Origin of the sequence: Actinoplanes rectilineatus (assembly GCF_000962825.1) — a bacterium.
Taxonomy (GTDB): Bacteria; Actinomycetota; Actinomycetes; order Mycobacteriales; family Micromonosporaceae; genus Actinoplanes; species Actinoplanes rectilineatus.
Window position 1 is genome coordinate 1 of sequence record NZ_JZKF01000055.1, and the last position, 24238, is coordinate 24238.

Here is a 24238-nt window from a genome sequence, read left to right on the forward strand (position 1 = left end):
TGAACCGGCCCTCAGCGCCCGTGAACCGGCCCTCAGCGCCCGTGAACCGGCCCTCAGCGCCCGTGAACCGGCCCTCAGCGCCCGTGAACCGGCCCTCAGGGCGTGGTGACGGTCAGGTCGGCGAGGATCGCCTCGCAACTGCGCAGCACCACGGCGGCAGCCCGCCGCTGCGCCGGGGTTCGGGAGCCCAGCGCCGCCTCCTCGCGCCAGAGTTCGGCGCTGCTTCCGGCCGCCGCCCAGATGTCGTCGACGGTCGCCTCGGTAGGCAGCCCCAGCCGTTCGCCCAGGCTGGTGCCCGCGCCGCCGAGCAACCGCAACGCCTCCAGAGCCGTCTCGGCCGGAAGCTCCACCCGGCCGGATCGCAGCGCCGACAGCAACCGCATCTCGGCGTAGTCGTGCGCCCCCGCCATCAGCAGTTCCAACTCGGCCAGCAGCTGGGGTGACGGCGGCAGGAGTTCCGTGCGCAGGATCTGGTCGAGGACGATCAGTGCCGACCGCGCCTTGAGAGCCGCCCGCCGAGCCACGAACAGCTCCCCGATCGAGGCCTGCAGTTCCTTCAGTCCACTGTGTTCGTGCAGCCGGTCGGCGAGTTCGGCGCGGGTGGTGGAGCCGGTCCGGGTGAGGGCGAGCGCGAGCCGGATCCCGCCCAGCCCGAGGCGTCGCAGCAGGGCGATCCGGGCCTGCTGGTCGACGACGGTCAGCGAACCGGCCGCGGTGAACCGGTCGGTCGACAGCAGGAACGGGTCCGCCTCCGCCTTCGGCAGGGCCGCGATCCGGGCGATCACCAGGTATTCGTCGTCGCGCAGGGTGCGGGCGGCATGGCCGATCATCGGGGACACCGCCACCACGTCCTGGCAGAGTGCGCCGATCGCCGGTTCGCGGCGCCGGCGGCGGGCGGCACGCCGGGCCTCCAGCAGCCCGCCGGGGAGCCCGTCGCCGTGGGTGTCGGCCTTGGTCAGGACGACCATCGCGTGCACCGGATGGACCGACGGGCCGCGCAGTCCCCGGCCGGCGCCCAGGAATCTCAGGTCCGTCTCGCCGATGCGTGGCGTGAGCAGCAGGACCGCGTCGGCTTCCGGCAGGATCTGGCCGGGTGGCACCGACGGCGGGGTGTCGATCAGTTCGGTGCGCCGCAGCACGCGGCTCGGCCACTGCACGACGGCCCGGGACATCGCGGTGTCCGCGCCGAGCTGGAGTCCTCCGGGACCGCGAGTGACCGGGACCTCGTAGGGCCGGCCCTGCTCGGGGTGGCACCACGCCCGGGGCTGGGTGCCGTCCCGGTAGGTGACGAACGTGGCCGGATCCACCGGTGCGATCTCCTCGCCGACCAGCGCGTTCACCAACGTCGACCTACCGGTCCGGGCCTCGCCCACGACGGCGAGGCGCAGCGGGCCGGCGAACCTGTCCAGGGTGTGGCGCAGCCGTCCGGCGGCCCGCGGGTGACCGCGGTAGACGTGCGCCGCCTGGGACAGCAGGGCGTGGGCGCGCTGTTCCAGGTCGCCGCCGGTCACGCCCGGGCCCGATCGCTGAGGGCCAGCGCCTGCGTGTTCAGCTCGGTGAGCCGGGCCAGTTCGGTGCGCAGGTTCCGGCCGCGCAGCTCACGGGCGGCCGCGTCCCGGTCCGCGGCGGCCTTGGCGTCCCGCAGCGACTCCATGGCCGCTTCCTGCAGGTCCTCGGTGACGGCGGTGAAGTGGTCGCGGAGGGCTCGCTGCACCCGCCGGACACTGTCCCGGGCGTCCTTGTTGAGTTTGGTGAAGATGTCGTCGACGTACTGCCGGACCGCGACGCGCGCCTCGGCCTGGCGCCGTTTCAGCAGCGTCTTGCTCTCGTCGCGGACGCTCTTGCCGCCGAACAGCGCGCCGCCGCCGATCGAGATCGGGTTGATCAGCGACATACCGGCCAGGGTGGTGGCGAGACCGAACATCACGATGCCACCGTACGAGCCGCGCAGCCCGATGAAGAGTTTCTGCCCGGGGGTGAACTCGGCGACCGGCGGTGCGTCCAGTCCGGAGAGACCTGCCAGCGAGTCGCGGCCGACGGTCGGCGCGGCCGGCGGCAACACGTCACCGGCGTCCTCGGGGAACATGTCGGCGGTGCGGCGGGCCATCCACTCGGTCCGCTCGGTCAGCCAGGACATGCTGGTCCGTGCCAGGTCCTGCAGCGACTGCCGCAGCCACGGCTCGAACTCGTCCCAGCTCTTCGCCGGGTCGGCGGTGGTGAAGAACTCGTCCGCCTCGGCGAGCAGCGCCTTCACCCGGTCCCGCAGGTCGTGTTCGATGTCCGACATCAGGTCGGTGACCTCGTCGGAGAGCCGGTTCTGCCAGCGGACCGTGGATTTGCGCAGTTCGTCGAGGCGCCGGTGGGTGGCCTGCAGGTGGGCGACCGTCTCCGAGGAGCCGTCGTCGTCCTGGTTCGCCAGTTCGGCGTGCAGCGGCACCGCGAGTTCCTGGAGCGCCATCCGGCTGAGTGCCCCGGCTGCGGCCCGGGCCAGCCGGTCCGGTTTCGCCTCGACCATCTGTCGCAGGTAGACGATCAGGTCGGTGAACCCGGACTCCTTGTTGAGGGCTTCGTCGCCGGCGCGTACCGCGTGCACCCGCAGCGAGGAGGAGACGGCGGTGACCGCCGCGGCGATGCCGGCCCGGTTCAGTCGCTGCCGGCTCTCCGCCAGGTCGTGACGCCAGTCGGCGGTGTAGTCGGCTTTGGTGAGGACCACGAGCAGGCCGGGGAAGACCTGGCTCAGCGCGGAGACGACACCGAGTTCCGCGTCGCTGAGCTGCCGTCCCGCCTCACAGGTCCAGAGGACGAGGTCGGCGCCGGCCCGGTCGGCGAGGTCCCGCGCCTCGGCCACGGAGTGCAGTGCCGGGCCGTCGATCAGGACGAGTCCCCCGGCCAGCAGGGACCGCGGCACGGCGACGTCGACGTGCACCGGCGCGCCGGCCGGCAGTGTCGCCGCGGCCTCGGCCAGGGACGCGCCCAGTCGTTCCGGGGCGAGTGGGGTGCGGGCCTGCATGCCGACCGCGACGGTCCAGTCGACGGTCGGTGACTCGCGCCGGATCAGGTGTGCCGCCGGAGCGGCGGCATGCCGCACCACGACGGGAAGTGCGGCATCACCGTCCGGCAGGATGCCGCACACCGGCGCGTTGATCAGCGCGTTGACGAGTCGGCTCCGGCCCTGCTGCGCGGTGCCCGTCACCAGCACCCGCAGTTCCGGGTGCAGCAGACGCCCGCGCCGGCGGGTGAGCTGTTCGGCCAGGTCGGGACGGCCGTGGGTGTGGCAGGTGCGGATCACCGCGTCGATGGTGTCCATCCACCACGGATCAGCGCCGGACCCGGCCCCCCGCAGCGGGTCGAGTGCCGATCGTTGACGCGGAGCCAGGGAAGTGGGACCCGTCGGTGCCGTCGTCCCGGCTTCCCAGTTCGTCATCCGTGTCCGTCAGCCTCTCCGCGTGGTACTTGGTCCCCCGCCAGGGACCGTAGTCGCCGCTACATGCTGCCGAACACGCCGGCCGTGCCCGCCGTGTCCGCCTGCTCCGTCTCCGGAACGTCCGTGTCGGTGCCGCCGGACAGCAGGCCGGTGACACCGTGCAACGTGCTGTCGACGCCGGTGACCGCGCCGGTCACGGTGTCGCCCAGACCGTCGACCGCATCGATCGACGTGGTCACGTCGAGGTCCGACTTGACCAACGATCCGACCGAAGAGGTTGCCTCGTTCACCCCGGTGACGTCAAGGAGCCCGGAAGTCGTGGGCAGCAGCGGCGACGAGATGTCGGTCACCGCGTCGAGCGTGCCGCCGACGCTCACGCCCGCACCGCTGTCCCACGGCCCGGCCTCCGTGATCCCCACCGACGTGCTGGTCGCCGACTCGACGACCGGGGTGGTCACCGCGCTGTCCAGGTCGAGGGCCGGGTCGTTGTCGGCCGACAGCCCGCCGACCGACGCCGATGTGCCCACGCCCAGATCGAAGGTGCCGGGCAGGACCGAGACCTGGGTGAGCCCGTCGACGTTCAGGCCGAGGACGGTGGCGTTGACGTTGCTCATCGCGTTGACGTCGACGAGGGTGTCCGGCGTGACCTGGGCGGTGATCGCCTGCAGCTGGGCGACCGCGCCGGCGACGTCGAGGCTCGCCACCCCGGTGGTGAGCCCGTCGATCCCCTCGGCGCCGGTCAGTCCCGAGACCGGGGCGGAGTCGAGCACCAGGGGAAGCACCTGCTGCACGTCGGCCGCGGTGACGTCGCTCAGCCCGGCGTGCTGCAGGGTAGCCTCGGGATCGATTTCGAAGGCCGAGCGGGCCGCCGGGTCATAGATCAGGTTGAGGACGAAGTCCTGCAGGGTGGGTGAGGTCATGGCGAACTCCTTGACGCTGCTGCGCGGATAGAGACCGGACGGCGCGGGCCCGGCGCCGAGTTGAAAGCTACAGCGGTCGCCGCCATCCGGTATCGGGGTCGATTCCCCAACCCCGAACGCCTGGTCATTAGGGGATTAGGGGATCTCCGGTCCGCGATTTTTGGGGGGACGGTTCTCCCCCGCCTTTTGGTACGAACGTGAGGTACCGACATCTGAGGAGATGAACACGTGCCCTACGTGCTGGGAGTTGACATCGGTGTCGGCACTGTCCGAGCGGCGGTCTGCCGGCGTTCCCCCGAGGGGGAGCGTGGCGGCTCGGGGTGGGGGCCGGCCCAGCCGGTCTCCCTGGGTGTCCGTTCGCCGATGGTCGCCTCCGCCCTGCGGATGACCGGTGACGGCACTGTCGTTCCCGCCGAGGTGGGCCAGTACCCGGCCGACGCGGTGGGCGGCTACCTGAACCGGGTCGGCGATCCGCTGCCGATGCACTTCGCCGGCGGCTACTTCCCCGCGCACGGGCTGACCGCCGCGATGGTCCGCTGGGTGGTGGACCGGGTCTGGGAGCTGATGGGTGAGCCGCCGATGCGCGTCGCCGTGGCGCACCCCTCCACCTGGGGCGGCGGCCGTCTGGGGCTGCTGCGGGCCGGGCTGGACGAGGCGGACCTGGCCGGTGCCGTGCTGGTGACCAGGGCCCGGGCCATCGTGGAGTGTCATCAGGCCGCCGGCCGGGCGTCCACCGGCGGCGGGCTGTTCGGCGTGTTCCGGCTGGGCGGCTCCACCGCGGAGGTGGCGCTGGTGGCCCCGCAGCAACCGGGCCGGATGGAGCTGCTCGCCGCGGCGGAACTCAACGACGTCGGCGGTTTCGAGGTCGAGGGCCTGACCCCGGCCGAGGCCCAGTCCGTGCTCCGTCCCACCGTCGATCTCGCGGGTGCTCTGATACGCAGCCGAGGGCATGCTCCCGGCGATCTTTCGGCAATTCTGATCGGCGGCGCGGATGGCACCGTATGTACCTACGTGTCCGATCTTCTCAGCGTCGATTTCCCGGTCCCCGTCGTCCGTGACCCCCAGCCCCGGATGACGGTCGCGATCGGTGCGGCGCTGGCCGGGCGGCCGCCGTCCCGCCGGAACCAGCCGGCCGTGGTGGCACCCACCGACGCGTTCGCCGTGCTGCCCGCCGCCCCCGAGCCGATGGAGATCACCCGGGTCCGGGGCACCGCCGGCGAGTGCCCGCCCCGGCCGCCGGTCACCCGCGTCCCGGTGCGGGCGGAGAGCGGATGAGCGCGCCGGTGATGAACGCCCGGTCCGCCGCCGCGGACCTGCTGGCCAGGGTGATCGCCGACCCGTCCGCGCCGGTGCACGCCGTCGTCGTCGCCCCCGGCGGTTACGGCAAGAGCACCCTGCTGCGGCAATTGGCGGACGCCTATCGCGGTGCCGGTGTGCCGGTGGCCGGCCCCTGGCCGTCCCGGGCACCGGACACCGACCACGTCCTGTTGATCGACGACGCCCACCTGCTCACCCCGGAACACCTCGATGAGGTACGCGACCACGCCGCGCGCCCGGGTGCCCGCGTCGTCGTCGCCCACCGGCCGCACCCACGACGGCCGGAACTGGTGCGGCTGGTCGAGGCGCTGCGCCGGGGCGGACCGGCGATCGCCCTTCCGGCGCTCACCACGGAGCAGGTCGCCGAACGCGTACCGGCCGAGGTCGCCGCCTTCGTCACCGCGCAGACCGCGGGCATTCCGCGGTACGTGGCCCGGATCGCCGACGCCCTCGCGGCCGGTCCGCCCGTGCCACCCGGCCCGCCACAGGTCCCGGTTGCGGCGCTGGCACCGTTCGCCGCCGACCTGGACGAGCTCGAGCCACGCGTACGCATGCTGCTGCTCGCCGTCGAGGCCGGCGCCGGCCTCTCCTTCGATCTGATGGCCGCCGTTCTGGAGGACGGCGCCGACGTGGCCGACCTCGTCGACGAGGGCCGCGCCACCGGCATGCTCGCCGCCGACGGCACGCTCGTCCCGCTGGCCCAGCGAGCCATCGCCGTCCTGGGCCCGATCGGTCAGCGCATCGACGTGCGCCAGCGCCTGGCGGCCCGGCAGCTGGCCCGCGGCGGCCCGGTGCTGTCCCTGATCCGCCCGCTGTTGCAGGTCGCCACGGGACCCGGCCTGGTGCCCGGTGCGGCCGGCAGCAGTCTCGGCCCGGTCTACGAGGCCGCCGGTGAGGAGGCGCTCGGCGACGATCCGGCGCTGGCCGCGGAGTTGTTCGAGGCCGCCGCCGGTGCCGGCCGCACCACCTCGGCCCGCCGTGCCCTGGCCATCGCGCTCGCCGGCGACCTGGACCACGCCTCCCGGCTCACCGACCGGGTCCTGTCGGCCGGCACGCCGGAGCAGCGGGCGGAGGCCGCGTACGTGGCGGCCGCGGTCCTGGCGCACCGCGGTCAGACCACTCAGGCGGTGCGGCTCTACGAGTGGGCGGGTTCCGGCGTGGCGGCCGGGTTCGCCGCTGTCGGGCTGGTCGCGACCGGCCGTCTCGCCGAGGCCGAACGTCTCGTCCGCCCGGACGAGACGTCCGCCCGACCGCCGACCTCGCTGAGCGCGGCGGCCACCCTGATGGCCCGCGGTACCGCCGAATCGGTCACCGGTCCGCCGGCCGCCGCACTGTCCACCCTGGTCCAGGCCGCGGCAATGATCATTCCGGCGGGTCCGTCGACGCTGTTGCCGGACAGCCCGGCCGCGGTCGGCGCCCTGGTCGCCATGCACTGCAGCGAGCTGGACGTCGCCGAGTCGCTGCTGGTCCGCGCCGAGCGTCACCAGACCGGTGGCGCCCTGCTGGCCGCCCGGCACCGGCTGCTGGGCTCCTGGATCCTGCTGTTGCGCGGCCGGCTGTCCGACGTCGAGCAGCGTCTGCCCGAACCTGGTGGCGTCGCCGCCCCGGAGGGCCGGGACTCCCTGTTCGGCAGTGCGCTCCGGGTCGGCCTGGCCCGCCGCAACGGCGACCTGGTCGGTCTCCGCAGCGCCTGGCCGGACGCCTGTCAGGCCCTGATCGGCCAGCCGGTGGAGTTGTTCAACCTGCTGCCGCTGGGCGAGCTGGCGGTGGCCGCGGCCCGGCTCGGTGAGCTTCACCGGGTCGCCGGGCATCTGGCCGAGGCCGACCGGCTCCTCGCCGAGCTCGGCGACCCACCACTCTGGTCGGTCGTTCTGCACTGGTTCCGGTTGCAGGCCGCGATCCTGGCGGACGACCGGGTCACCGCCCGTCAGCACGCCGACCGTCTGGTGGAGCTGCGCGACGCCGGGGCGTACGCCGCGGCCTACGCCGACGCCGCCACGGTCTGGCTTGACGTGCTCGCCGAACGCGCCGACCCGGAGTCGGTGCTGGTCGCGGCGCGCGGGCTGAACCTCGCCGGGCTCGCCTGGGACGCGGCCCGGCTCGCCGGGCAGGCCGCGATCCGCACCTCGGACCGCAAGGCGATGGCCCTGCTGCTGGAGTCCGCCCGCGTCCTGCAAGATCGTGGAGCACGACCCGAGACCAACGCGGCACCGGTTCGGGCCGCGAACCCCGGCCAGCAACTGCTCAGCGCCCGGGAACGCGAGGTGGGCGCGCTGGTCCTGGCCGGAATGACGTACAAACAGATCGCCGACCGGTTGTACCTGTCGGCGAAGACCGTGGAGCATCACATGGCACGCATCCGGCAGCGACTGGGCTGCGCCGACCGTCACGAGCTGCTCAGCCGACTTCGCGAGATCATCGGCGACCCGAAGAGCGGCCTGTGAACCGGCGCACCCGGCTGTTCGGCGCCGGACTGCTCGTGGCGTTCTGGGCCGGGGCCGCCGTGCCCGCCGCTCTGGGTGCGGTCGAGGCGAACGCCTTCCGGGCCGCGGCCGAGGAGCGGGAGCAGACCGTCGACGAGGTGATCCTGGCCCTGGAGGCGGAGCGGCGGGTGTCCGTCGCCCACAGCACGGACACCGCGCTGAACGCCCAGCGGGCCGAGACCGACGAGGCGGTCGGACGGCTGCGGCAGGCGGCGTCGGGTCCGGCCACCGACGGGCTGTCGGCCCGGCTGAACGACCTGCCGGCCGTCCGGGCGTCGGTCGACGACGGGGACACCGCGCGCCAGCGGATCGTCACCGCGTACTCCGAGGTGATCAGCGCGTCCTCCCCGGCGGACGTCGTGACCGCGGACGCCGGGATCAGCGCTCTGAGCCGTTCCCGGGAGATCCTGGCCGAGGAGGACGCCCTGCTGGCCGCCGCGGCGGCCGCCTCCGCCGGGCCGACTCCGGCCGACCGGACCCGGGTGGCCAGGCTCTCCGGTGCCCGGCGGGCCCTGCTCACCGCCGCGGGCGGGGCCCTGCCCGCCGACGCCACGGAACGCCACCGGCAGTTGTCGGCCGGCACGGCGGCGACCCAGCTGACCCGCTTCGAGGACGCCTTCGCGGCCGACGCCGGCGACGCCCCGGACCCGGCCGTGTGGGCGCCCGCGTTCAACGAGCTCAACACGGCTCTCTGGGACCTGCGGGACAGCGCCGGCGACGAGGTGGTGGCGGCCGCCACGACCCGCGCGGTGACCGCCACGGTGTGGGCCGGGACGATCGGCGGTGTCGGGTTCATCGCCCTGGCCGGCTGGCTGGTGGTGGCGTTGCGCCGCCGGTCCGCCGAGACCGCGGCGCCGGTGCCGGCCGCCGGCCCGGTCCGCTCCGGGCCACGGCTCGCCGACGAACTGCTGCGCGACCTGGGACGCCGCAACCAGGGCCTGCTCCAGCGGCAGCTGCGCCTGCTCGACGCGATGGCCCGCCGGTCCGGCGACCCGGAGACCCTCGCCGATCTGCGACGGGCCGGGGAGTTCGCGGTCCGGCTCCGGCGCAACGTGGAGAAGGACGTCACCCTCACCGGCGGCACCCCGGAACGCCCCTGGTCACGGCTGGTGGCGGTGGACGAGATCATTCAGGAGGCGGCCGCCGAGATCGCCGATCACGAACGGGTGACGGCCACCGAGGTGGAGTCCGGCTATCTGGCCGGGACCGCGGCGACCGATCTGACCCATCTGCTGGCCGAGTTGATCGAGAACGCGACCACGTTCGCACCGGCCGACTCACCGGTGGTGGTCGCCGGGCAGCACGAGCCCGACGGCTACCTGGTGACCGTCTCGGACATCGGGCCGGGCATGACCGACGACGACCTGGCCACCGGCCACGAGATGATGGCGGCCTCCGAGCCGCCCGGCGCCTGGTGGGGGCTGTGGGCGGCGGGCCGGTTCGCCGACCGGCAGAAGGTCGTCGTCCGCCTCCACAACAACCCTGACGGCGGGCTCACCGCCGCCGTGCTGATCCCGGCGACGGTCGTGACCGGCCGCCCGGACAGCCTGGACACCCGAACCGATCTGCAGGCGGTCACCGAATGACCAGGAAACACCGCACCCCGGCAGACGTGGTACGCGACACCGCATGGTGGCTGGCCACCGCGTTGCTGACCGGTCCCGCCCCCGAACCGCGCATCCGGGCCGCCGGGGCTCCGGCCCGTCCTCGCCGGGCCGGGCGTCTCCTGCTGGTCGCGGGGGTGCTGGCAGCCGTGTCGATCACGGCGGTGCTGGTCGTGGTCCAGCTGAACCGGCCCGGTCAGGGCGATGTCCAGCCGGATCAGGCAGCAGGCTTGCCGGGTTTCCGGGACGGGACCGGCATCTCCGCGACCTCCGACGCCCAGGCTCCGGCGGCCGGGGCCCCGGCGGTGACCTCGTCGTCGCCGTCACCGTCCGCGTCGGTGTCCGCGAGCGGCGCCGCCTCGTCGGCACCGGCGCCGGCATCACCCTCGTCCGGCGGTGCGGTGCCGAGCAGCGGTACGGCGCCGGAGGCGGTGCCGCTCACCGCCGGGTACACCACCACGCCGTACGTGGCGGGGCTGCTCGGCTACAAGACGCGGGTGGCGGTCGGCAATCCCGGCACGGTGGACCGGACCGGCTGGACGCTCGCCGTGACGATGCCCCGGTCGACGCTGCGGATCGACAACGTCAAGGGTGCGTCGGTGACACAGCAGGGCGCGGTCTGGACGTTCGTGCCGGACCCGGCGAGCGCCGCGGTCACCGCGGGTGGGCAGGTCGAGGTCTCCTTCGACGTGTACGGCGCGACGCTGATCGATGCGGCGCCGTCGGACTGCAGCATCGACGGGGAGCCGTGCACGTCGTCATGACACGAGCAACGGCGGCGTAGGACGGGCCCGGCGGGCGCAGAACGGGCCCGGCGGGCGATCAGCCGAGCGCGTCGGGTGGGCACGAGGCCGGGTATGGCGGATAGGTGTGGCGGAAGTGACTGAAAAGGATCATTCAAGGCGACACCCGTCACAGTTGGGGTAAATGCCCTGGATGCGGCTTTCGGCAGGGATAACTTCGAGAACGTCTCCGGTTCTCCTGTCCGTCCCCCCGCGTCTAGTAGAAGGCTTCCGTTGTTCCGTTCGCTCCTCCAGCACCCGAATCCGATCATCCTCGTCTCCACCGGCCTGCTCCTCGGCGCGCTCGTCAGCGCGCTGCTGCGGCGCACCGCCCGGCCCGCGGTCGCCGCCGTCTGGCGGGCCGTGTTCGCCCGGCTGCGGCCGCATGTGCCGAAACGACTGCGGCGGGTGGTCCGGTGGTGTGCTGAACGGGTCGAGCCCGCCACCGTCCGGTCGATCCTGGTCACCGCGGTCGCGGCCGGCGGCGCATGGTTCGCGGCGGAGACGCTGCACATGGTCGGGCCGGTCACCGCGGCGATCTCCGCGACGCTGTCGGTGCAGATGAGCTCGCACGCCTCGATGCGGGAGGGCGCCCGCCGGCTGATCGGCACACTCGCCGGGATGGCCGTCACCGTCGTCGTGTGGGGGACGTTCGGGCTGAGCCTGTGGACGATCGCGATCATCGCCGGATGCGGTCTCGCCGCCGGGCGGCTGTTGCGCCTCGGGGACAGTTCGGTCACCGTGCCGTTGACCTCGCTGGGCATCCTGGTCGCCGGCAGCACCGTCACCGAGTCCTTCGTGTGGCAGCGGGTCGCCGCGACCGGCCTGGGCATCCTGGTCGGCATGATCCTGTCACCGCTCGTCGGCGGCATGACCCCGCTGGAACGGGCCCGGGAGCGCCTCGCCCACCTCTCCGCCGAGATCGCCCGTCTGCTCGGCAACCTGGGCACCGGGGTCCGCGACGGCTACGACCGGGAGCAGGCCGCCGCGTGGCTGGCCCGGTCCCGGGAACTCGACGAGGACCTGGCCGAGGCCGGCGCCGCCGTCGACGAACTGCTCCGGCAGGCCCGCTGGTCGCTGACCACGCCGGTGGCCCGGGTGGCGCCCCTGCAGCAGACCCTGCGGGCTCTCGAGCACGGGGTGCACCAGGTCAACTCGGTGGCCCGGTCGATGTTCGACGCCGCCGTCACGCCGCGGGCGGCCATGGTGCCGGAGCAGATCGGCTCGGTGCTGACCGCCGCGTCGGAGGCGTTCGCCTTCCACGCGACCGTGGTGGCGGACCGGCAGGCCAACACCGCCCGGGACGCGGAGAACCTGCACAAGCTGCTGGAGACGTTGCGCGAGGAGCGGCAGCGGACCCTGCGGAAGGTACGCACCGAGGTCGACGACACCGGCGTGCTGGTCCTCACCGGTTCGATCATCACGGACGTGGACCGGATGGCCGGCTCCCTCGAGTTGTCCGCGCCCGCGCTCACCGTCGGCGTGCAGGCGCCCGGCCCGGGCATCCCGGCCGTCTCCGAGGTTCTCCCGACCGTCCGTCTGATGCTGAAGAAGAAGGCACTCGCCAAGACCGCCCGTTAGCGGCGCCGTACGCGATCCTGGTGCGGTGACCACCGTCCGAGGGGGTACCGCACCAGGATCGGCGCAGGGTTCAGGCAGCGGCGGGGGTGCGGTCCTCGGGGAAGATCAGGCCCATCTCGTGGAAGATGCCGCCGTTGAGGCGGAAGGCCAGCTGCGCCTCGGCGACCGCCGTCTCCAGCTCGGCCTCGGAGAACGGCAGGGCGTCCAGCCGCTCGCGGTAACCGGTCTTGTACGCCCGCGCGTCCGGAATGGCCTCGAAGCGGTAGAACATCGTGCCGGCCTGCTCCAGCCCGTACACCCCGGAGAGGGTCCGTCCGATCATCTGGCCGCCGCTCAGGTCGCCCAGGTAACGGACGTAGTGGTGGGCGATGAAGTGCGGCCGCGACGTGGAGCAGTGTTCGCGCAGGTGGTCGGTGTAGCGCCGGGTGGCGTCCAGCTGGGCGATCTCGGACTCCCAGCCGGGGCCGTACAGCTGCGCCAGGTCGGCCTCCAGCGCCGGCACCCGGGCCAGCGCGGGGTCGGCGAACGGGCCGGCCACATCGTCGTCACGCCATCGTTCGGCAGCCTGTTCGAGTACGCGGTAGATGTGCAGGTATTGCGCGGTGAGTTGGGCGAATCCGGCGATCGGCACCGTGCCGGAGGCCAGCCGGGTGATGAACGTCCTGGTCTCGGCCTCGCGGTGCTCAACCATCGTGGCCCGGCGGATGCGGGCGGCGAATCCGGTCATGTCGGCTCGTCCTTCCTGATCAACGGTGTGGCGGGGAGGCGGCACGACACCGATGTCGTGTTCATCGTCCTCATGAAGTGGTGACGGTGTCCAGACCCGCGGCCCGCTTGCGGCGGACTTTCCGGGCGTATCGGAAGGCCAGGGCGAGCAGCGCCACACCGAGCAGCGCGACCAGAGCCCATGGCCAGGCCCAGACACCGGTGGCACGGGTCACGGTCGGCAGCTTCTGGTCGAAGCTGGCCGGCACGACGTCGACCTGCGCGGCGAGTCGCACGGTCGGCTGCACCCCGAGGATCTTCTCGGTGATGGTCACGGAACCGCCGGGCAGCAGTTCCGGAAGTTCCAGGTCTTCGGTACGCGCCAGCTCCCAGCCGAGCGGCCCGACGACGCGGACCGAACCGGCGCCGGTGAGACGCAGGTTCCCGGTGTTGCGGACGAGATACCGCACGGTCATCACGCCGCCGTCGGCCGGGTTGGCGGCTTGCGCGTACTCCAGGCGTACCGTATCGATCTTCAAGGTGGGCGCGACCGCGCCCGCCACGGTGAGATAGACGCGGGCCGCGACCCTGCGGTCCACCAGCACCTTCTGCCCCTGGGCGTCGACCGATTCCTCGGCGATCGAGGCGACGATGCCACCGGCGTGGTCCCCGGGGGTGGCGCCGGTCGGCACGGTCACCGAGAACGGGATGTCCAGGCGGGTGTTCGCCGGCACGGTGTACGCCCGAGCGCCCAGTGTCACCCAGGAGCCGATGTCGGTGGGCTGTTGCGCGGCCGGCAGCAGCGCGAACGAGCCGTCCTCGGTGTTGTACGCGTCGGTCCCGTACACCGTGAAGGTCAGTTTCCCGGCGGTCAGGTTGGTGACGCCGACGTAGTCGGTGAACGTCTCGCCGGGGGCCGCCCGCGTGATGATGTAGTCCCGCCCGTCCGGCCCTTTCGCCGTCGACGGCTGCACGGACCAGCGCAGGTCGGAGTCCTTGGGCGCGGCCTGGGCCGGTGCCGGTGCGAGGACCAGGAGAAGAACCGCGGCCAGCACGCCTCGGACTTTCATTTCACTCCTTACGATGGGGCCGGGCCGGCCGGGAATCGTTGCGGAATCCCCGGCCGGTTCCCCCACCCGTGGATCAGGCGAGCGTCAGGGTGAGCACGGCGCTGTACTCACCGGCGGCGCTGGACTCGGGAACACCGAGGTTCAGCGTCGCGCCGCAGGTGGAACTGCCCAGGCTGCCGCCGGTCTCGGCGCTGCACAGCGTGCGGCTGGTGCCGAGGCCGGTGCCGGGGGCGACCGGGTCACCGGCCGACACGGCGTTGGTCACGCCGCCGGCCGCCTTGAGGGTGCTGGTGGTGACCGCTGCGGTCGGTTCCCAGCCCAGGTTGGCCGCGGGGATGTTCCCGCCGCCGGCCGACGTGAAGTCGGTGACCTGGCCGACCAGGTCCCAGCCGGCGTTGGTGCCGCGCAGGTCGCTGACGGTGACGGCGTTCAGGGCGCCGGTCGCGGTCTGGCCGGGCGTCGCCGCGGAGAGCGAGACCGCCGAGCCGGCCGACGTCAGGGTCAGTGCGCCACCGGCGACAGCTGCCTTGATCGTCTGAGCGGCGGAGCCGTTGCCGGTGCCCGGTTCCGTCGGGTCCGTCGGATCCGTGGGGTCGGTCGGATCGGTCGGATCCGTGGGATCGGCCGGGTCGGTCGCCTCGTCGGACGCCGTGGCGTTCACCGGGTCGAGAGCGGTGCCGGCCGAGTAGAAGCCGGCGAACGCGCCGGCCCCGTTCGCGGTCAGCGTGGCGCCCAGGCCGGCGAACGACACGTCGCCGTCGGTGACGGTCGGCGCGGTGGTCACCAGGGTGGCCACCTCGGCCTGGTCGAGGTGCTGCTCGGTGGTCCCGTTGTTGGCGACCAGATCCACGTCGGCCAGCAGCGACCCGGTGCCGTCACCGTTGACGACGAGGGTCGGGTCGGCCAGTGTGATCTCGAACATGTGCGCCGGGTACGAGAAGACGACCGTCCCCTTGTACTTGACCGTGGCCGTGCCCGCCGAGGCGTCGTAGGTGCCACTGGCGGCCGGGAAGTCGAACGTCCCGTCGGCGTTGCGGCTCGCTCCGTCGGTGGTGGCGATCGGCGGGGTCCCGTTTCCGGTGGAGACGTACGCCCGGAACGAGGCCTTGAAACCCCAGTCCAGGCTGCCACCGGCGACGTCGACCGGGGCGGCCGCGGCGGGCGAGGCTCCGGTCAGCACTGTGGCGGCGCCGAGCGCGAGCGCGCCGGCCCAGAGGCCGACCCGATGCGGGCCGTTGATTGTGCCCATGCTCGTTTTCCTTCCGAATAGGGCAGTGCTCGCTAGTACGAGCGAAGTTAGGCTAGCCTCACCTAATCTCGCGATCAAAAGCAAGATCGCATCGGTTTGATTTCGGTGGAGGCGAGGGTGCGCATCGGCCGGAGAGCCACAGTGGTGGCTCTGGCGCTGTTGGTGACGGTCATGACCGGGACTCCCGCGTCGGCCGCGAAACGGCTGTCCGTCTCCAAGACCGAGAACCTGTCCCGCAGCGGGGAGACGGTCACCGTCACCGGCAGCGGCTACAACGTGGAGAAGGGCATCTACGTGGCGTTCTGCCTGGACAACGGGCCGGGCGTGCTGCCGTCCCCGTGCGGGGGCGGCGCCGACATGAGCGGCGGCTCCGGCTCGTCGGTCTGGATCTCGTCGAACCCCCCGTCGTACGGCGAGGACCTGGCCAAGCCGTACGGCAAGAACGGCTCGTTCTCGGTCTCCCTCAAGGTCAGCCAGATGATCGGTGACATCGACTGCGCCGTCCGCGGCTGCGCGATCGTGACCCGGGCTGATCACACTCGGACAGCCGACCGGTCGCAGGACAAACGGATCCCGGTCCGGTTCGCCCCGGAGAAGACCAGCGGCGGCACCACCACGACGGCCGCCCCGGCCGTCACCGGCAATGCCACCACCACCAAGGCACCGACCGGGAAACAGACCACGCCGGTCGGGCCGCCCACCGGGAAGCTCGCCACCGCCGCGCCCTCGCTGGAGGCCGCCGCGGTGGAGCAGTTGCAGGTGGCGCAGCCCGCACTGAACCGGACCAGCACCGCGACACCACTGGGCCACTGGTGGGCGATCGGCGGCGCGTTCCTCGTCGGCATCCTCGCCGCGTCCCTCACCGGCCGGGTCCGCCGCCGCAGGCAGGAGAAGACCGCATGAAACGAGCCGCCCTCCTCATCGCGGCCCTGACACTCACCGCCGGCTGCACCTCGGTCAGCGAGATCGGGCCGGAGACCGAACCGGCCGCGGCCGGCGGCGCCTGCGGGGTGACCACGGCGAAACTGGCGGACGAGGACGTCACCCCGCTCTCCCCCGCCCCGGCACCGCGACTGCCGGTCACCGTGGACTCCGCGGACAAGCGCAAGGTAACCGTCACGAGCGCCGAGCGGATCCTCGCCGTCAACCTCTACGGATCACTCGCCGAGATCGTCTTCAGCCTCGGGCTCGGCGACCGGGTGATCGGCCGCGACACCTCCACCACCTTCCCCGCCGCGGCGAAACTGCCGCTGGTCACGCCGCAGGGACACGACCTGTCGGCGGAGGCGGTCCTCGACCTGAACCCGACCGTACTGCTCGCCGACGACACCATCGGGCCGGCCACCGTGCTCGACCAGATCCGCGACGCCGGCATCCCGGTGGTGATCGTCGACGACGAGCAGTCGCTGGAGACCATCCCCGAGCACATCCGGGCCGTCGCGGGCGCACTCGGCGTCCCCGCAGCGGGCGAGCAACTGGTCACCCGGGTGCGGTCGGAGATCGAGGCGGCCGAGAAGACCGCGCCCGCCCAGGGCGAGCCGCTACGGATCGCGTTCCTCTACGTCCGCGGGACGGCCGGGGTCTTCCTGATCGGCGGCGACGGCGCCGGCTCGGACTCGATGATCGAGGCGATCGGTGCGGTGGACGCCGGCACCGCGGCCGGGCTGAAGAAATTCCGGCCGCTGACCAGCGAAGGCCTGATCAACGCGGCACCGGACGTGATCCTGGTGATGACCGAGGGCCTGAACAGCGTCGACGGGGTGGACGGGCTGCTCGAACTGCCGGGCGTCGCGCAGACCCCGGCCGGGATCAACCGGCGGATCGTGGACATGGACGACGGGATCCTGCTGAACTTCGGCGCGCGGACCGGCAAGGCGGTCGAAGCACTGGCCACGGCGGTCTACGGGCCGTGCCGGTGAGCTCCGCCGTTTCCCGGCGGGAGCCGGCGATCCGATCGACGAGCCACGGGAGGCGCAGCGCGTACCTCATCGTGGGTTTGATCTTTGTTCTGGTGGTGATCTGCCTGGTCGCGGCGGGACGGGGACAGGTCCCGATTTCCCCCGCCGAAGTGGCCGGTTCGCTGCTGCACCGGATCGGGATCGATCTCGGCCCGCTGCCCTCGGCGGTACAGGGTGAGAACGCGTTGTGGCTGGTCAGGTTCCCGCGGGTGGTGCTCGCGGTGGTGGTCGGCGCGGCACTCGGCTGCGCCGGCGCACTGATGCAGGGCGTCTTCGGCAACCCGCTGGCCGAGCCGGGCGTGGTCGGTGTCTCCGCCGGCGCCGCGGTCGGTGCGGCCGCGGCCATCGTCAGCGGCGTCACCTTCCTCGGGGCCTGGACCACCGCGGGCGCCGCCTTCGCCGGCGGCATGATCACCACCTTGATCGTGTACGCGATGAGCCGCGCCGACGGCCGCACCGAGGTGGTCACCCTGGTCCTGACCGGCGTGGCCGTCAACGCCACGGCGGGCGCGCTGCTCGGTCTGCTGATGTTCCTGACCGACGACGACGGTGTCCGGGCGATCGCCTTCTGGCAGCTGGGCAGTCTCGCGCAGGCCACCTGGGGTGCGGTTTCGATCGCCCTGCCCGGCGCCCTGACCGGCATCGGCGTGGCCCTGCTGCACGCCCGCAAACTCGACCTGCTGGCCCTCGGCGAACGACCGGCCCGGCATCTCGGCGTCGACACCGAACGCCTGCGGATCATCGCCATCGTCGCGACCGCCCTGCTCACCGCGTCGGCGGTGGCGTTCACCGGGATCATCAGCTTCGTCGGGCTGGTCGTGCCGCACCTGATCCGGATGGTCGCCGGGCCGGGACACCGGGTGCTGATCCCGGCGAGCGCACTCGGTGGCGCGGTGGTCGTGGTGACCGGTGACCTGATCGCCCGGACCGCTGTCGATTACCAGGAACTACCGCTCGGGGTGCTGACCGCGGTGGTCGGCGGGCCGGCCTTCTTCTGGCTGCTGCGCCGCACCCGGGCCCGCGCGGGAGGCTGGGGATGAGAGCGACCGGGGTGACCGTCGGTCTGGGCGGGCGGTCCGTCGTGGACGGTGTCGACCTGCACGCCGATCCGGGCGAGGTGGTCGCGCTCGTCGGGCCGAACGGCGCCGGGAAATCGACGCTGCTCGCCGCGCTCGCCGGGGACGTCACGCACGGCGGGCGGGTGGAGATCTCCGGCAAGGGGGTACGCGAATACCGGCCGCTGGAGCTGGCCCGCCTCCGGTCGGTGCTCCCGCAGAAGGCGACGCTCTCGTTCCCGTTCGCCGCGGGGGAGGTGATCGCGATGGGCCGGGCCCCGTGGGCGGGGTGCCCGGAGGCGGCCGACGACGCCGCGGCGATCACGGAGGCGATGCGCCTGACCGACACCGCCGCTTTCGCCGAACGACCGTTTCCGCAGCTCTCCGGGGGTGAGCAGGCCCGGGTGGCGCTGGCCCGAGTGCTGGCCCAGCGCACACCCGTGCTGTTGCTCGACGAGCCCACCGCGGCGCTCGACCTGCGGCATCAGGAACTCGTGATGGGCGCGGCCCGGGCACGGGCCTCGGCGGGCGCCGCGGTGATCGTGGTGCTGCACGATCTGGGGCTGGCCGCCGCCTACGCGGACCGGGTCTGTGTGCTGGAGGCCGGGCGGGTCCGGGCCGTCGGCGGACCGGACGAGGTGTTCACCGGCGAACTGCTGAGCGCGGTCTATCAGCATCCGGTCGAGGTGCTGCCGCATCCGCGGTCGGGGGCGCCGCTCGTCGTCCCGGTCCGGGAGTTCCGGTCCGGGAATCCAGGTCCGGACCTCCCGGACCGGGACTGAGAACGGCCCGCCGCGGTGTTCCCGCGACGGGCCGTTGCCGGTTCTATCCGATTCAGTTCTGCGCCGCGCGGAGAGCCTCGACGCGCTTGAGGCCCTCGGCCACCTTCACACTGCCGGCGCCGACGCTGCTCGCCGAGAAGTCACCCTCCTCGAGCCACTCCTGCGGAACCGCGGTGAGCTCGCAGTTGACCGAGGTGCTTCCCTCCACCGCCAGGCAGATGTCGCCGGCCTCGGCGTGCGCGCCGCCGTCGAGCTTGTCCTTGGCGGTGGTGCTGCCGGTCGGGAGGAAGTCGTCGTCGAGGTCCTCGCCGATCAGGATGTCGTCGCCGGCGTCACCGTACAGCGTGTCGGTGCCGGTGAAGCCCCACACGAGGTCGTCGTCGGTGCCGCCGAAGAGCCGGTCGTTGCCGTCGTCGCCGGAGACGATGTCGAGCCCGGCGTCGCCGAAGACCGTGTCGTTGCCCGGGCCGCCGAGCGCCATGTCGTCGCCCGCACCCGAGTAGAGCTTGTCGTGGCCCTGCTCGCCCAGGAGGATGTCCATGCCGGCGCCGCCGCTGAGCGTGTCGTCGCCGGTGTTGCCCCAGATCTCGTCTTCGCCGGCCTCGCCGTAGATCGTGTCGTTGCCCGCGCCGCCGTCGAAGAGGTCGTCGCCCGCGCCGCCGTAGACCTTGTCGTTGCCGGCGTTGCCGTCGATGTTGTCGTTGCCGGTGCCGCCGTAGAGCACGTCGTTGCCCGCGTTGCCGACGATCCGGTCGTTGCCGGTGCCGCCCTTGAGCGTGTCGATCCCCGAACCGCCGTTCAGGGTGTCGTTGCCGGAGCCGCCGTCGGCGACCAGCGCCACCGCGGTCTTGTTGGTGACCTTGTCGTTCTTGTCACCGAGGCTGGCCGTGATCTTGGTGGTCTTCTTGGCGGTGGTGCACTTGACCTTGGTCTTGTCGCCCTTGACCGCCTTGCAGCCCTTGCCCGCCTTGATCGCGACCTTGTCGTCGAGGGTGACGGCGCGGCCCTTGATCGTGATGACCAGGTTGTTCGCCTTACCGGCCGCGGCCGTGAAGACGACGGTCGAGCCGGAGACCTTGGCGGAGCCGGTCGAGGCCGCCTGAGCGGGCGAGGCCAGGAACGCGGTCGAGGCGACCGCTGCGGCGGCGGCACCGATCAGAGCGAGCTTCCTACGCTGAAGCAAGAACATGGATTCCCCCGTCGAGGTGGCGATCGTCGTTGTTCGATCGACAGCAGAACGGTACCGTAGCGACGCAAGGCTCGCGTCGTCCGTCCATATCGGAATTCGAGCCCTTCGGATGATCATCGCCTGCACGCCGGAATCCACTTTCGTCCGATCCGGGCGGCGGCCGCCCGGACGAAAAACTGCACAGACGGCAAACAGGCAGCTCACAGGGCAGATTCCGGTATCACTTGAAACTAATGATCAAAAGTTTTGATCCGGCCGTGGGAACGCTCCCGTATTCGGGGCCGAAGCGCACAGCTCGTTCCTCGGAAGGCGTAGGTTCCCATGTACAGGTCCCGGTTCAAGAACCCTCGCACCACTGCTCGTCGCTGGCAGGCCGGCGCGGTCGCGGGGGTCGCGGTGGCAATCGTCGGTGTGGGACTCGGTGTCGCCTCGGCCGCCGAGGCGTCGCCCACGGTGAACTGCTCGCCGCTGAAGATCACCGTCAACGTGCCGTCGCAGGCCACCGATGAGGTGAAGCGCAACCTCGAACTGCTGAACACGCAGATCGACGAGGCCAACGCGCGCATCATCAGCACGAAGGGTCAGGGCGGCCCGAACTTCATCCAGAACGCGATCGTCGGCCCGCTGCAGAGCAAGCGGTTCGCCACGATCAACCGCATCGAGACGGCGATCGGCCGCAACGCCGCCAAGCCGGACCTGAACGCCGAGGGCCTCTCGGTCTGCTCGCTCAACGCGAACGGCGGCGCGTCGGTCAAGAACCCGACGTCGTTCCCGACCGCCGCGGCCGGCAACACCGGCAACGCGGGCAACGCGGGCAACGCGGGCGGCAACACCGGCAACAACGCCGGCGGCAACGACAACGCCGGCGCGAACACCGGCGTCGCGACCGTCAACTGCCCGCAGGTCGCCGTCACCGTGGCCGTGCCGCAGCAGGCGCAGGCCGAGGTCGTCCGCAACCTCGAACTACTGAACACCCAGATCGACGAGGCCAACGCCCGGATCAAGAGCACCGTCGGACAGGGCGGCAAGAACTTCATCCAGAACGCGATCCTCGGCCCGCTGCAGAGCAAGCGATTCGCCACGATCAACCGCATCGAGACCGCGATCGGCCGCAACGCCCCGAAGCCGAACCTGAACGCCGAGGGCCTCTCGGTCTGCTCGCTCAACGCGAACGGCGGCACCTCGACCAAGAACGGGACCAGCGTCACCGTCCGCCAGGCCGGCCAGAACGCCGCCGGCACCGGTGCGGCCCCGACCGTGAACTGCCCGGCCGTGAAGGTCAACGTCACGATCCCGGCGCAGGCCCAGGCCGAGGTCACCCGCAACCTGGAGCTGCTGCAGACCCAGATCAACGAGGCGAACACCCGGATCGTCAACACCGTGGGCCAGGGCGGACCGGCGTTCATCCAGAACGCGATCCTCGGCCCGCTGGCGGACAAGCGCTTCGCCACGATCAACCGGATCGAGACGGCGATCGGCCGCAACGCCGCCAAGCCGAACCTGAACGCCGAGGGCCTGTCGGTCTGCTCGCTCAAGGAGTGACCCACCCCTGATTCACGGGCCCGGCCGGCGGAGAACAATCCCCGGCCGGGCCCGTTCGTCTTCTCAGCCGGGCACGACGTCGGTCACCGGCTGCCAGCCCGGACCCGGCTCCGCCACGACCGCCGGCCGGCCGTCGATCCGGGCCGCGGCCACCGCCGCGAGCGGCAGCAGGAGCAGCGCCGCCCCGGGCACGATCGACAGACCGTCCGCCGGGTAACCCGAACCCTCGACGATGAACAGCATGTTCGGCGCGAAGGCCCCGAGGTACAGGCCGGCCAGGAAGAGCACGACCACGCCGGGGATCCCGGCCAGCGTCAGCGCGGTCCACACCGCGACCGTCCGGCCCCGGCGCCGTGAACGATGACGGCGCAGCAGCCAGAGGACGACCACCGCGACCGGGACGCCGGCCAGCGCGCCCCAGAGGCCGTACCCGGTGTCCTCGGAGCCGGTGTCCACCGGGTAGGTCCCGGCCGCCACGACCAGCGCGACCGGCAGCACGATCAGGGTGATCGCCGCCCACACCGGAAGCCGGTACCGGCTGAGCACCGCCGCGGGGACCATCGCCAGCAGCACCCCGAGGACGGCCAGGCCGGTCGTGGTGATCTGCAGGCCCGCGGGGAGGTACGGGTGGTTCACCCCGGGCGTGCCCTGGGAGAGGATCAATGGCCCGCAGGCGGCGGCGAGCACCGCACCCGCGGCGACCCGCCGGCGCAGTGCCCCGGCGATCCGGGGCTCGTCGAGTCGGCCGCCGGCGACGAACCACGCCAGGGCGATCGCCACCGCACCGAGCAGCAGCGTGATCTGCAGACCCGTCGCGCCGGTCGGCTGGAGCCGCATCAGCACACCGTTGAGGGCGAGCAGGTTGACGGCGAGCACCACCGCGGACGGCGTCGCGCGCCGGCGGTCGGCGGCCGCGATCAGCATGCCGAGGGCGGCGATCAGGATCGCCGTCCAGCGCAGCTCGGCCACCCACAGGTAGATCTCGCCGTCGCCGCCCGGCATCGGGGCGTTCCGGGAGACCACCGGCATCGCCGGGTCGAGGATCGCCAGCGTGTACGCCCACGCCACCACGCCGAGCGTCAGGCACGCCGATCCGACGGCGACGACGGCGGCCGGCATCGTGACGGCCGGCTCCTGCTCCGCGGTGGCGGCGACGGGCATCCGGCGGGGCAGTGGCCGGACCGCGGCCAGTCCGAAGGTCAGCGCCAGCGCGGCGAGTGCGACGAGGGTGACCGCCCACGGTCCGAACCAGTAGAAGGCCCGGCCGCTGAGCCCGTCCACGATGACCTCGTACTCCGGGGTGGGCGTGCCGTACAGCAGGGACGCCTCGGCGGCCCGCAGGCCACCGGAGAGTCCGTCCGCACTGGACACGACCATCGGCAGGGTCCCGGCGACGGCGGCGAGCACGCTGATCAGCGGGGTGCCGAGCAGGATCAGGAACACGGCGGTCCGGCGCCGGGCCCGGACCGCGGCGACGCCGAGGACGGCGATCGCGGGCGCCCAGACGACCAGGGCCACGAGCAGGCCGACGACGAAGACCCACTCCTGGCCGGTCACCGCAAGCAGGTAGATCACCGGCGCGAGCAGCAGGGGAGCGAAGAAGACCGAGGTGGCCGGCCCGAACCGGTCGATCCGGTCGATCGGCATCCGGCGGCCCAGCCAGCGGCCGGCCGGCACGCACACCAGGATCGCCACCGCCCCGTCGATGAGGGTCACCGGCCAGGTCATCGGCGTCATCTCGACGCTGAGAGGCGCGAGCAGCATCATGCTGACCGAGAAGGTCGAGGTCAGGAAGCCGAAGATGAGCAGCCCGGCGAGCATCAGCGCGGCGGCCGGGGCCATCGGGCCGGTGGTCTCCGACCAGCCGCGGGGCGCGCCGCTGCGGTCATGCACCGGCGGGGCGGTGAGCAGGCTGAACGCGAAGGCGAACGCCTGCCGCGCGCCACCGGGCTCGGCCTCGATCGCGGCCATCTCGGCGTGCCACTCACGGGCCATCTCGTCGCGGATCTCGGCCGGCCAGCGCCGGGCGGCAGCGTCGACGGCCCAGCGGGTCAGCCCGTGCAGCGCGCTCACGCGGGACGCACCTTGGCCGACGGGCTGTGCGTGCGGTCGAGCTGCTGCCGCAGGGCCGCGATCTCGGCGCGGGCCGCGACCAGGCCGTCGGGGGTGAGGCGGTAATAGCGGCGGGCCGGGCGACCGGCGGCGACCGGATCGATCTCCTCCCACACGGCGTCGACCCAGCCGGCGTTCTGCAGGCGCAGCAGGATCGGGTAGAGCGTGCCGCTGGGATGTCCGCTGGCACGCATCAGATCGAGACCGTAGCGGTCGGCGTCGGGGTCTTCGAGGAACGCGACCAGCACCTTGATCACAGCCGCGGTCACCCGGAACGGGGGTGTCATGCGGGACACCGTAGCCCACCCTCAGCCGTTTTTCTACATAGGGTGTGAGCTGTTAGGCTGCCTCCGTGATCGCGACGACCTCGAACCGGCCGAAATCGGTCTTCGGCGATCACTCGTTCCGCAAGGACTTCTACCAGTAGTCGCCCGTCGCACCCCGACGGCCACCACTACCGGAAGA

The 24238-nt window shown here is 72.4% G+C and carries 19 protein-coding genes; 10 read left to right on the forward strand and 9 right to left on the reverse strand.

Annotated features, from left to right (window positions below; all coding sequences use genetic code 11):
• Positions 1-95: 95 nt before the first annotated feature.
• The 3 genes from WH85_RS31490 to WH85_RS31500 all read right to left on the reverse strand — a co-directional run bounded on the left by WH85_RS31490 (position 96) and on the right by WH85_RS31500 (position 4344).
• Positions 96-1511: a P-loop NTPase family protein gene (locus WH85_RS31490; RefSeq protein WP_052720947.1), complete on the reverse strand. Its 1416-nt coding sequence runs from the start codon at positions 1509-1511 to the stop codon at positions 96-98.
• Positions 1508-3307: a P-loop NTPase family protein gene (locus WH85_RS31495; protein ID WP_045745697.1), complete on the reverse strand. Its 1800-nt coding sequence runs from the start codon at positions 3305-3307 to the stop codon at positions 1508-1510. The genes WH85_RS31490 and WH85_RS31495 overlap by 4 nt, the downstream gene beginning before the upstream one ends.
• 176 nt (positions 3308-3483) lie before the next feature.
• Positions 3484-4344, reverse strand: a complete 861-nt coding sequence (locus WH85_RS31500) for an IniB N-terminal domain-containing protein (RefSeq protein ID WP_045745698.1) — start codon at positions 4342-4344, stop codon at positions 3484-3486.
• A gap of 228 nt (positions 4345-4572) precedes the next feature.
• On the opposite strand from WH85_RS31500, the gene WH85_RS31505 reads away from it, so the two are divergent.
• The 5 genes from WH85_RS31505 to WH85_RS31525 all read left to right on the forward strand — a co-directional run bounded on the left by WH85_RS31505 (position 4573) and on the right by WH85_RS31525 (position 12111).
• A complete protein-coding gene (locus tag WH85_RS31505; protein ID WP_157411328.1) occupies positions 4573-5619 on the forward strand; it encodes a hypothetical protein in 1047 nt (348 codons plus the stop codon).
• The gene (locus WH85_RS31510) at positions 5616-8105 is read left to right on the forward strand and encodes a LuxR C-terminal-related transcriptional regulator (protein ID WP_045745737.1); all 2490 of its coding nucleotides are present in this window, start codon (positions 5616-5618) and stop codon (positions 8103-8105) included. Before WH85_RS31505 ends, WH85_RS31510 begins: the two co-directional genes overlap by 4 nt.
• Entirely contained in the window at positions 8102-9730 is a 1629-nt protein-coding gene (locus WH85_RS31515) for a sensor histidine kinase (protein ID WP_045745700.1), read from the forward strand. Before WH85_RS31510 ends, WH85_RS31515 begins: the two co-directional genes overlap by 4 nt.
• Positions 9727-10512 carry a cellulose binding domain-containing protein gene (locus WH85_RS31520; RefSeq protein ID WP_083449394.1) on the forward strand — a complete coding sequence of 262 codons (786 nt, stop codon included), beginning with the start codon at positions 9727-9729 and terminating at the stop codon, positions 10510-10512. Before WH85_RS31515 ends, WH85_RS31520 begins: the two co-directional genes overlap by 4 nt.
• A 252-nt stretch (positions 10513-10764) precedes the next feature.
• Positions 10765-12111, forward strand: a complete 1347-nt coding sequence (locus WH85_RS31525) for an FUSC family protein (protein ID WP_045745702.1) — start codon at positions 10765-10767, stop codon at positions 12109-12111.
• Positions 12112-12181: 70 nt separating this feature from the next.
• Here WH85_RS31525 and WH85_RS31530 read toward each other — a convergent pair whose 3' ends face one another.
• The 3 genes from WH85_RS31530 to WH85_RS31540 all read right to left on the reverse strand — a co-directional run bounded on the left by WH85_RS31530 (position 12182) and on the right by WH85_RS31540 (position 15135).
• Positions 12182-12838, reverse strand: a complete 657-nt coding sequence (locus WH85_RS31530; protein WP_045745703.1) for a biliverdin-producing heme oxygenase — start codon at positions 12836-12838, stop codon at positions 12182-12184.
• A gap of 70 nt (positions 12839-12908) precedes the next feature.
• Positions 12909-13886, reverse strand: a complete 978-nt coding sequence (locus WH85_RS31535; protein WP_045745704.1) for a WxL protein peptidoglycan domain-containing protein — start codon at positions 13884-13886, stop codon at positions 12909-12911.
• A 73-nt stretch (positions 13887-13959) separates the two neighbouring features.
• Positions 13960-15135 carry an HtaA domain-containing protein gene (locus tag WH85_RS31540; protein WP_045745705.1) on the reverse strand — a complete coding sequence of 392 codons (1176 nt, stop codon included), beginning with the start codon at positions 15133-15135 and terminating at the stop codon, positions 13960-13962.
• Positions 15136-15306: 171 nt separating this feature from the next.
• On the opposite strand from WH85_RS31540, the gene WH85_RS31545 reads away from it, so the two are divergent.
• From WH85_RS31545 to WH85_RS31560, 4 genes are all read left to right on the forward strand, one after another.
• Positions 15307-16038, forward strand: coding sequence for a hypothetical protein (locus WH85_RS31545; RefSeq protein ID WP_157411330.1), 732 nt, complete (start codon positions 15307-15309; stop codon positions 16036-16038).
• Positions 16035-17054 carry a heme/hemin ABC transporter substrate-binding protein gene (locus tag WH85_RS31550; RefSeq protein WP_083449395.1) on the forward strand — a complete coding sequence of 340 codons (1020 nt, stop codon included), beginning with the start codon at positions 16035-16037 and terminating at the stop codon, positions 17052-17054. Before WH85_RS31545 ends, WH85_RS31550 begins: the two co-directional genes overlap by 4 nt.
• Positions 17055-17125: 71 nt before the next feature.
• A complete protein-coding gene (locus WH85_RS31555) occupies positions 17126-18133 on the forward strand; it encodes a FecCD family ABC transporter permease (RefSeq protein ID WP_245674173.1) in 1008 nt (335 codons plus the stop codon).
• Positions 18130-18930, forward strand: a complete 801-nt coding sequence (locus tag WH85_RS31560) for a heme ABC transporter ATP-binding protein (RefSeq protein ID WP_052720951.1) — start codon at positions 18130-18132, stop codon at positions 18928-18930. Before WH85_RS31555 ends, WH85_RS31560 begins: the two co-directional genes overlap by 4 nt.
• A 52-nt stretch (positions 18931-18982) precedes the next feature.
• Here the strand turns inward: WH85_RS31560 and WH85_RS31565 are convergent, their stop codons facing one another.
• On the reverse strand, positions 18983-20119 hold the full coding sequence (locus WH85_RS31565) for a calcium-binding protein (RefSeq protein WP_052720952.1): 1137 nt from the start codon (positions 20117-20119) through the stop codon (positions 18983-18985).
• Positions 20120-20440: 321 nt separating this feature from the next.
• Between WH85_RS31565 and WH85_RS31570 the strand changes: the two genes are divergently transcribed.
• Complete coding sequence (locus WH85_RS31570) at positions 20441-21661, forward strand: hypothetical protein (protein WP_045745707.1); 1221 nt, start codon at positions 20441-20443, stop codon at positions 21659-21661.
• Positions 21662-21724: 63 nt separating this feature from the next.
• Here WH85_RS31570 and WH85_RS31575 read toward each other — a convergent pair whose 3' ends face one another.
• Complete coding sequence (locus tag WH85_RS31575; protein ID WP_045745708.1) at positions 21725-23734, reverse strand: hypothetical protein; 2010 nt, start codon at positions 23732-23734, stop codon at positions 21725-21727.
• A complete protein-coding gene (locus tag WH85_RS31580) occupies positions 23731-24060 on the reverse strand; it encodes a PadR family transcriptional regulator (RefSeq protein WP_045745709.1) in 330 nt (109 codons plus the stop codon). Before WH85_RS31580 ends, WH85_RS31575 begins: the two co-directional genes overlap by 4 nt.
• Positions 24061-24238: the final 178 nt, after the last annotated feature.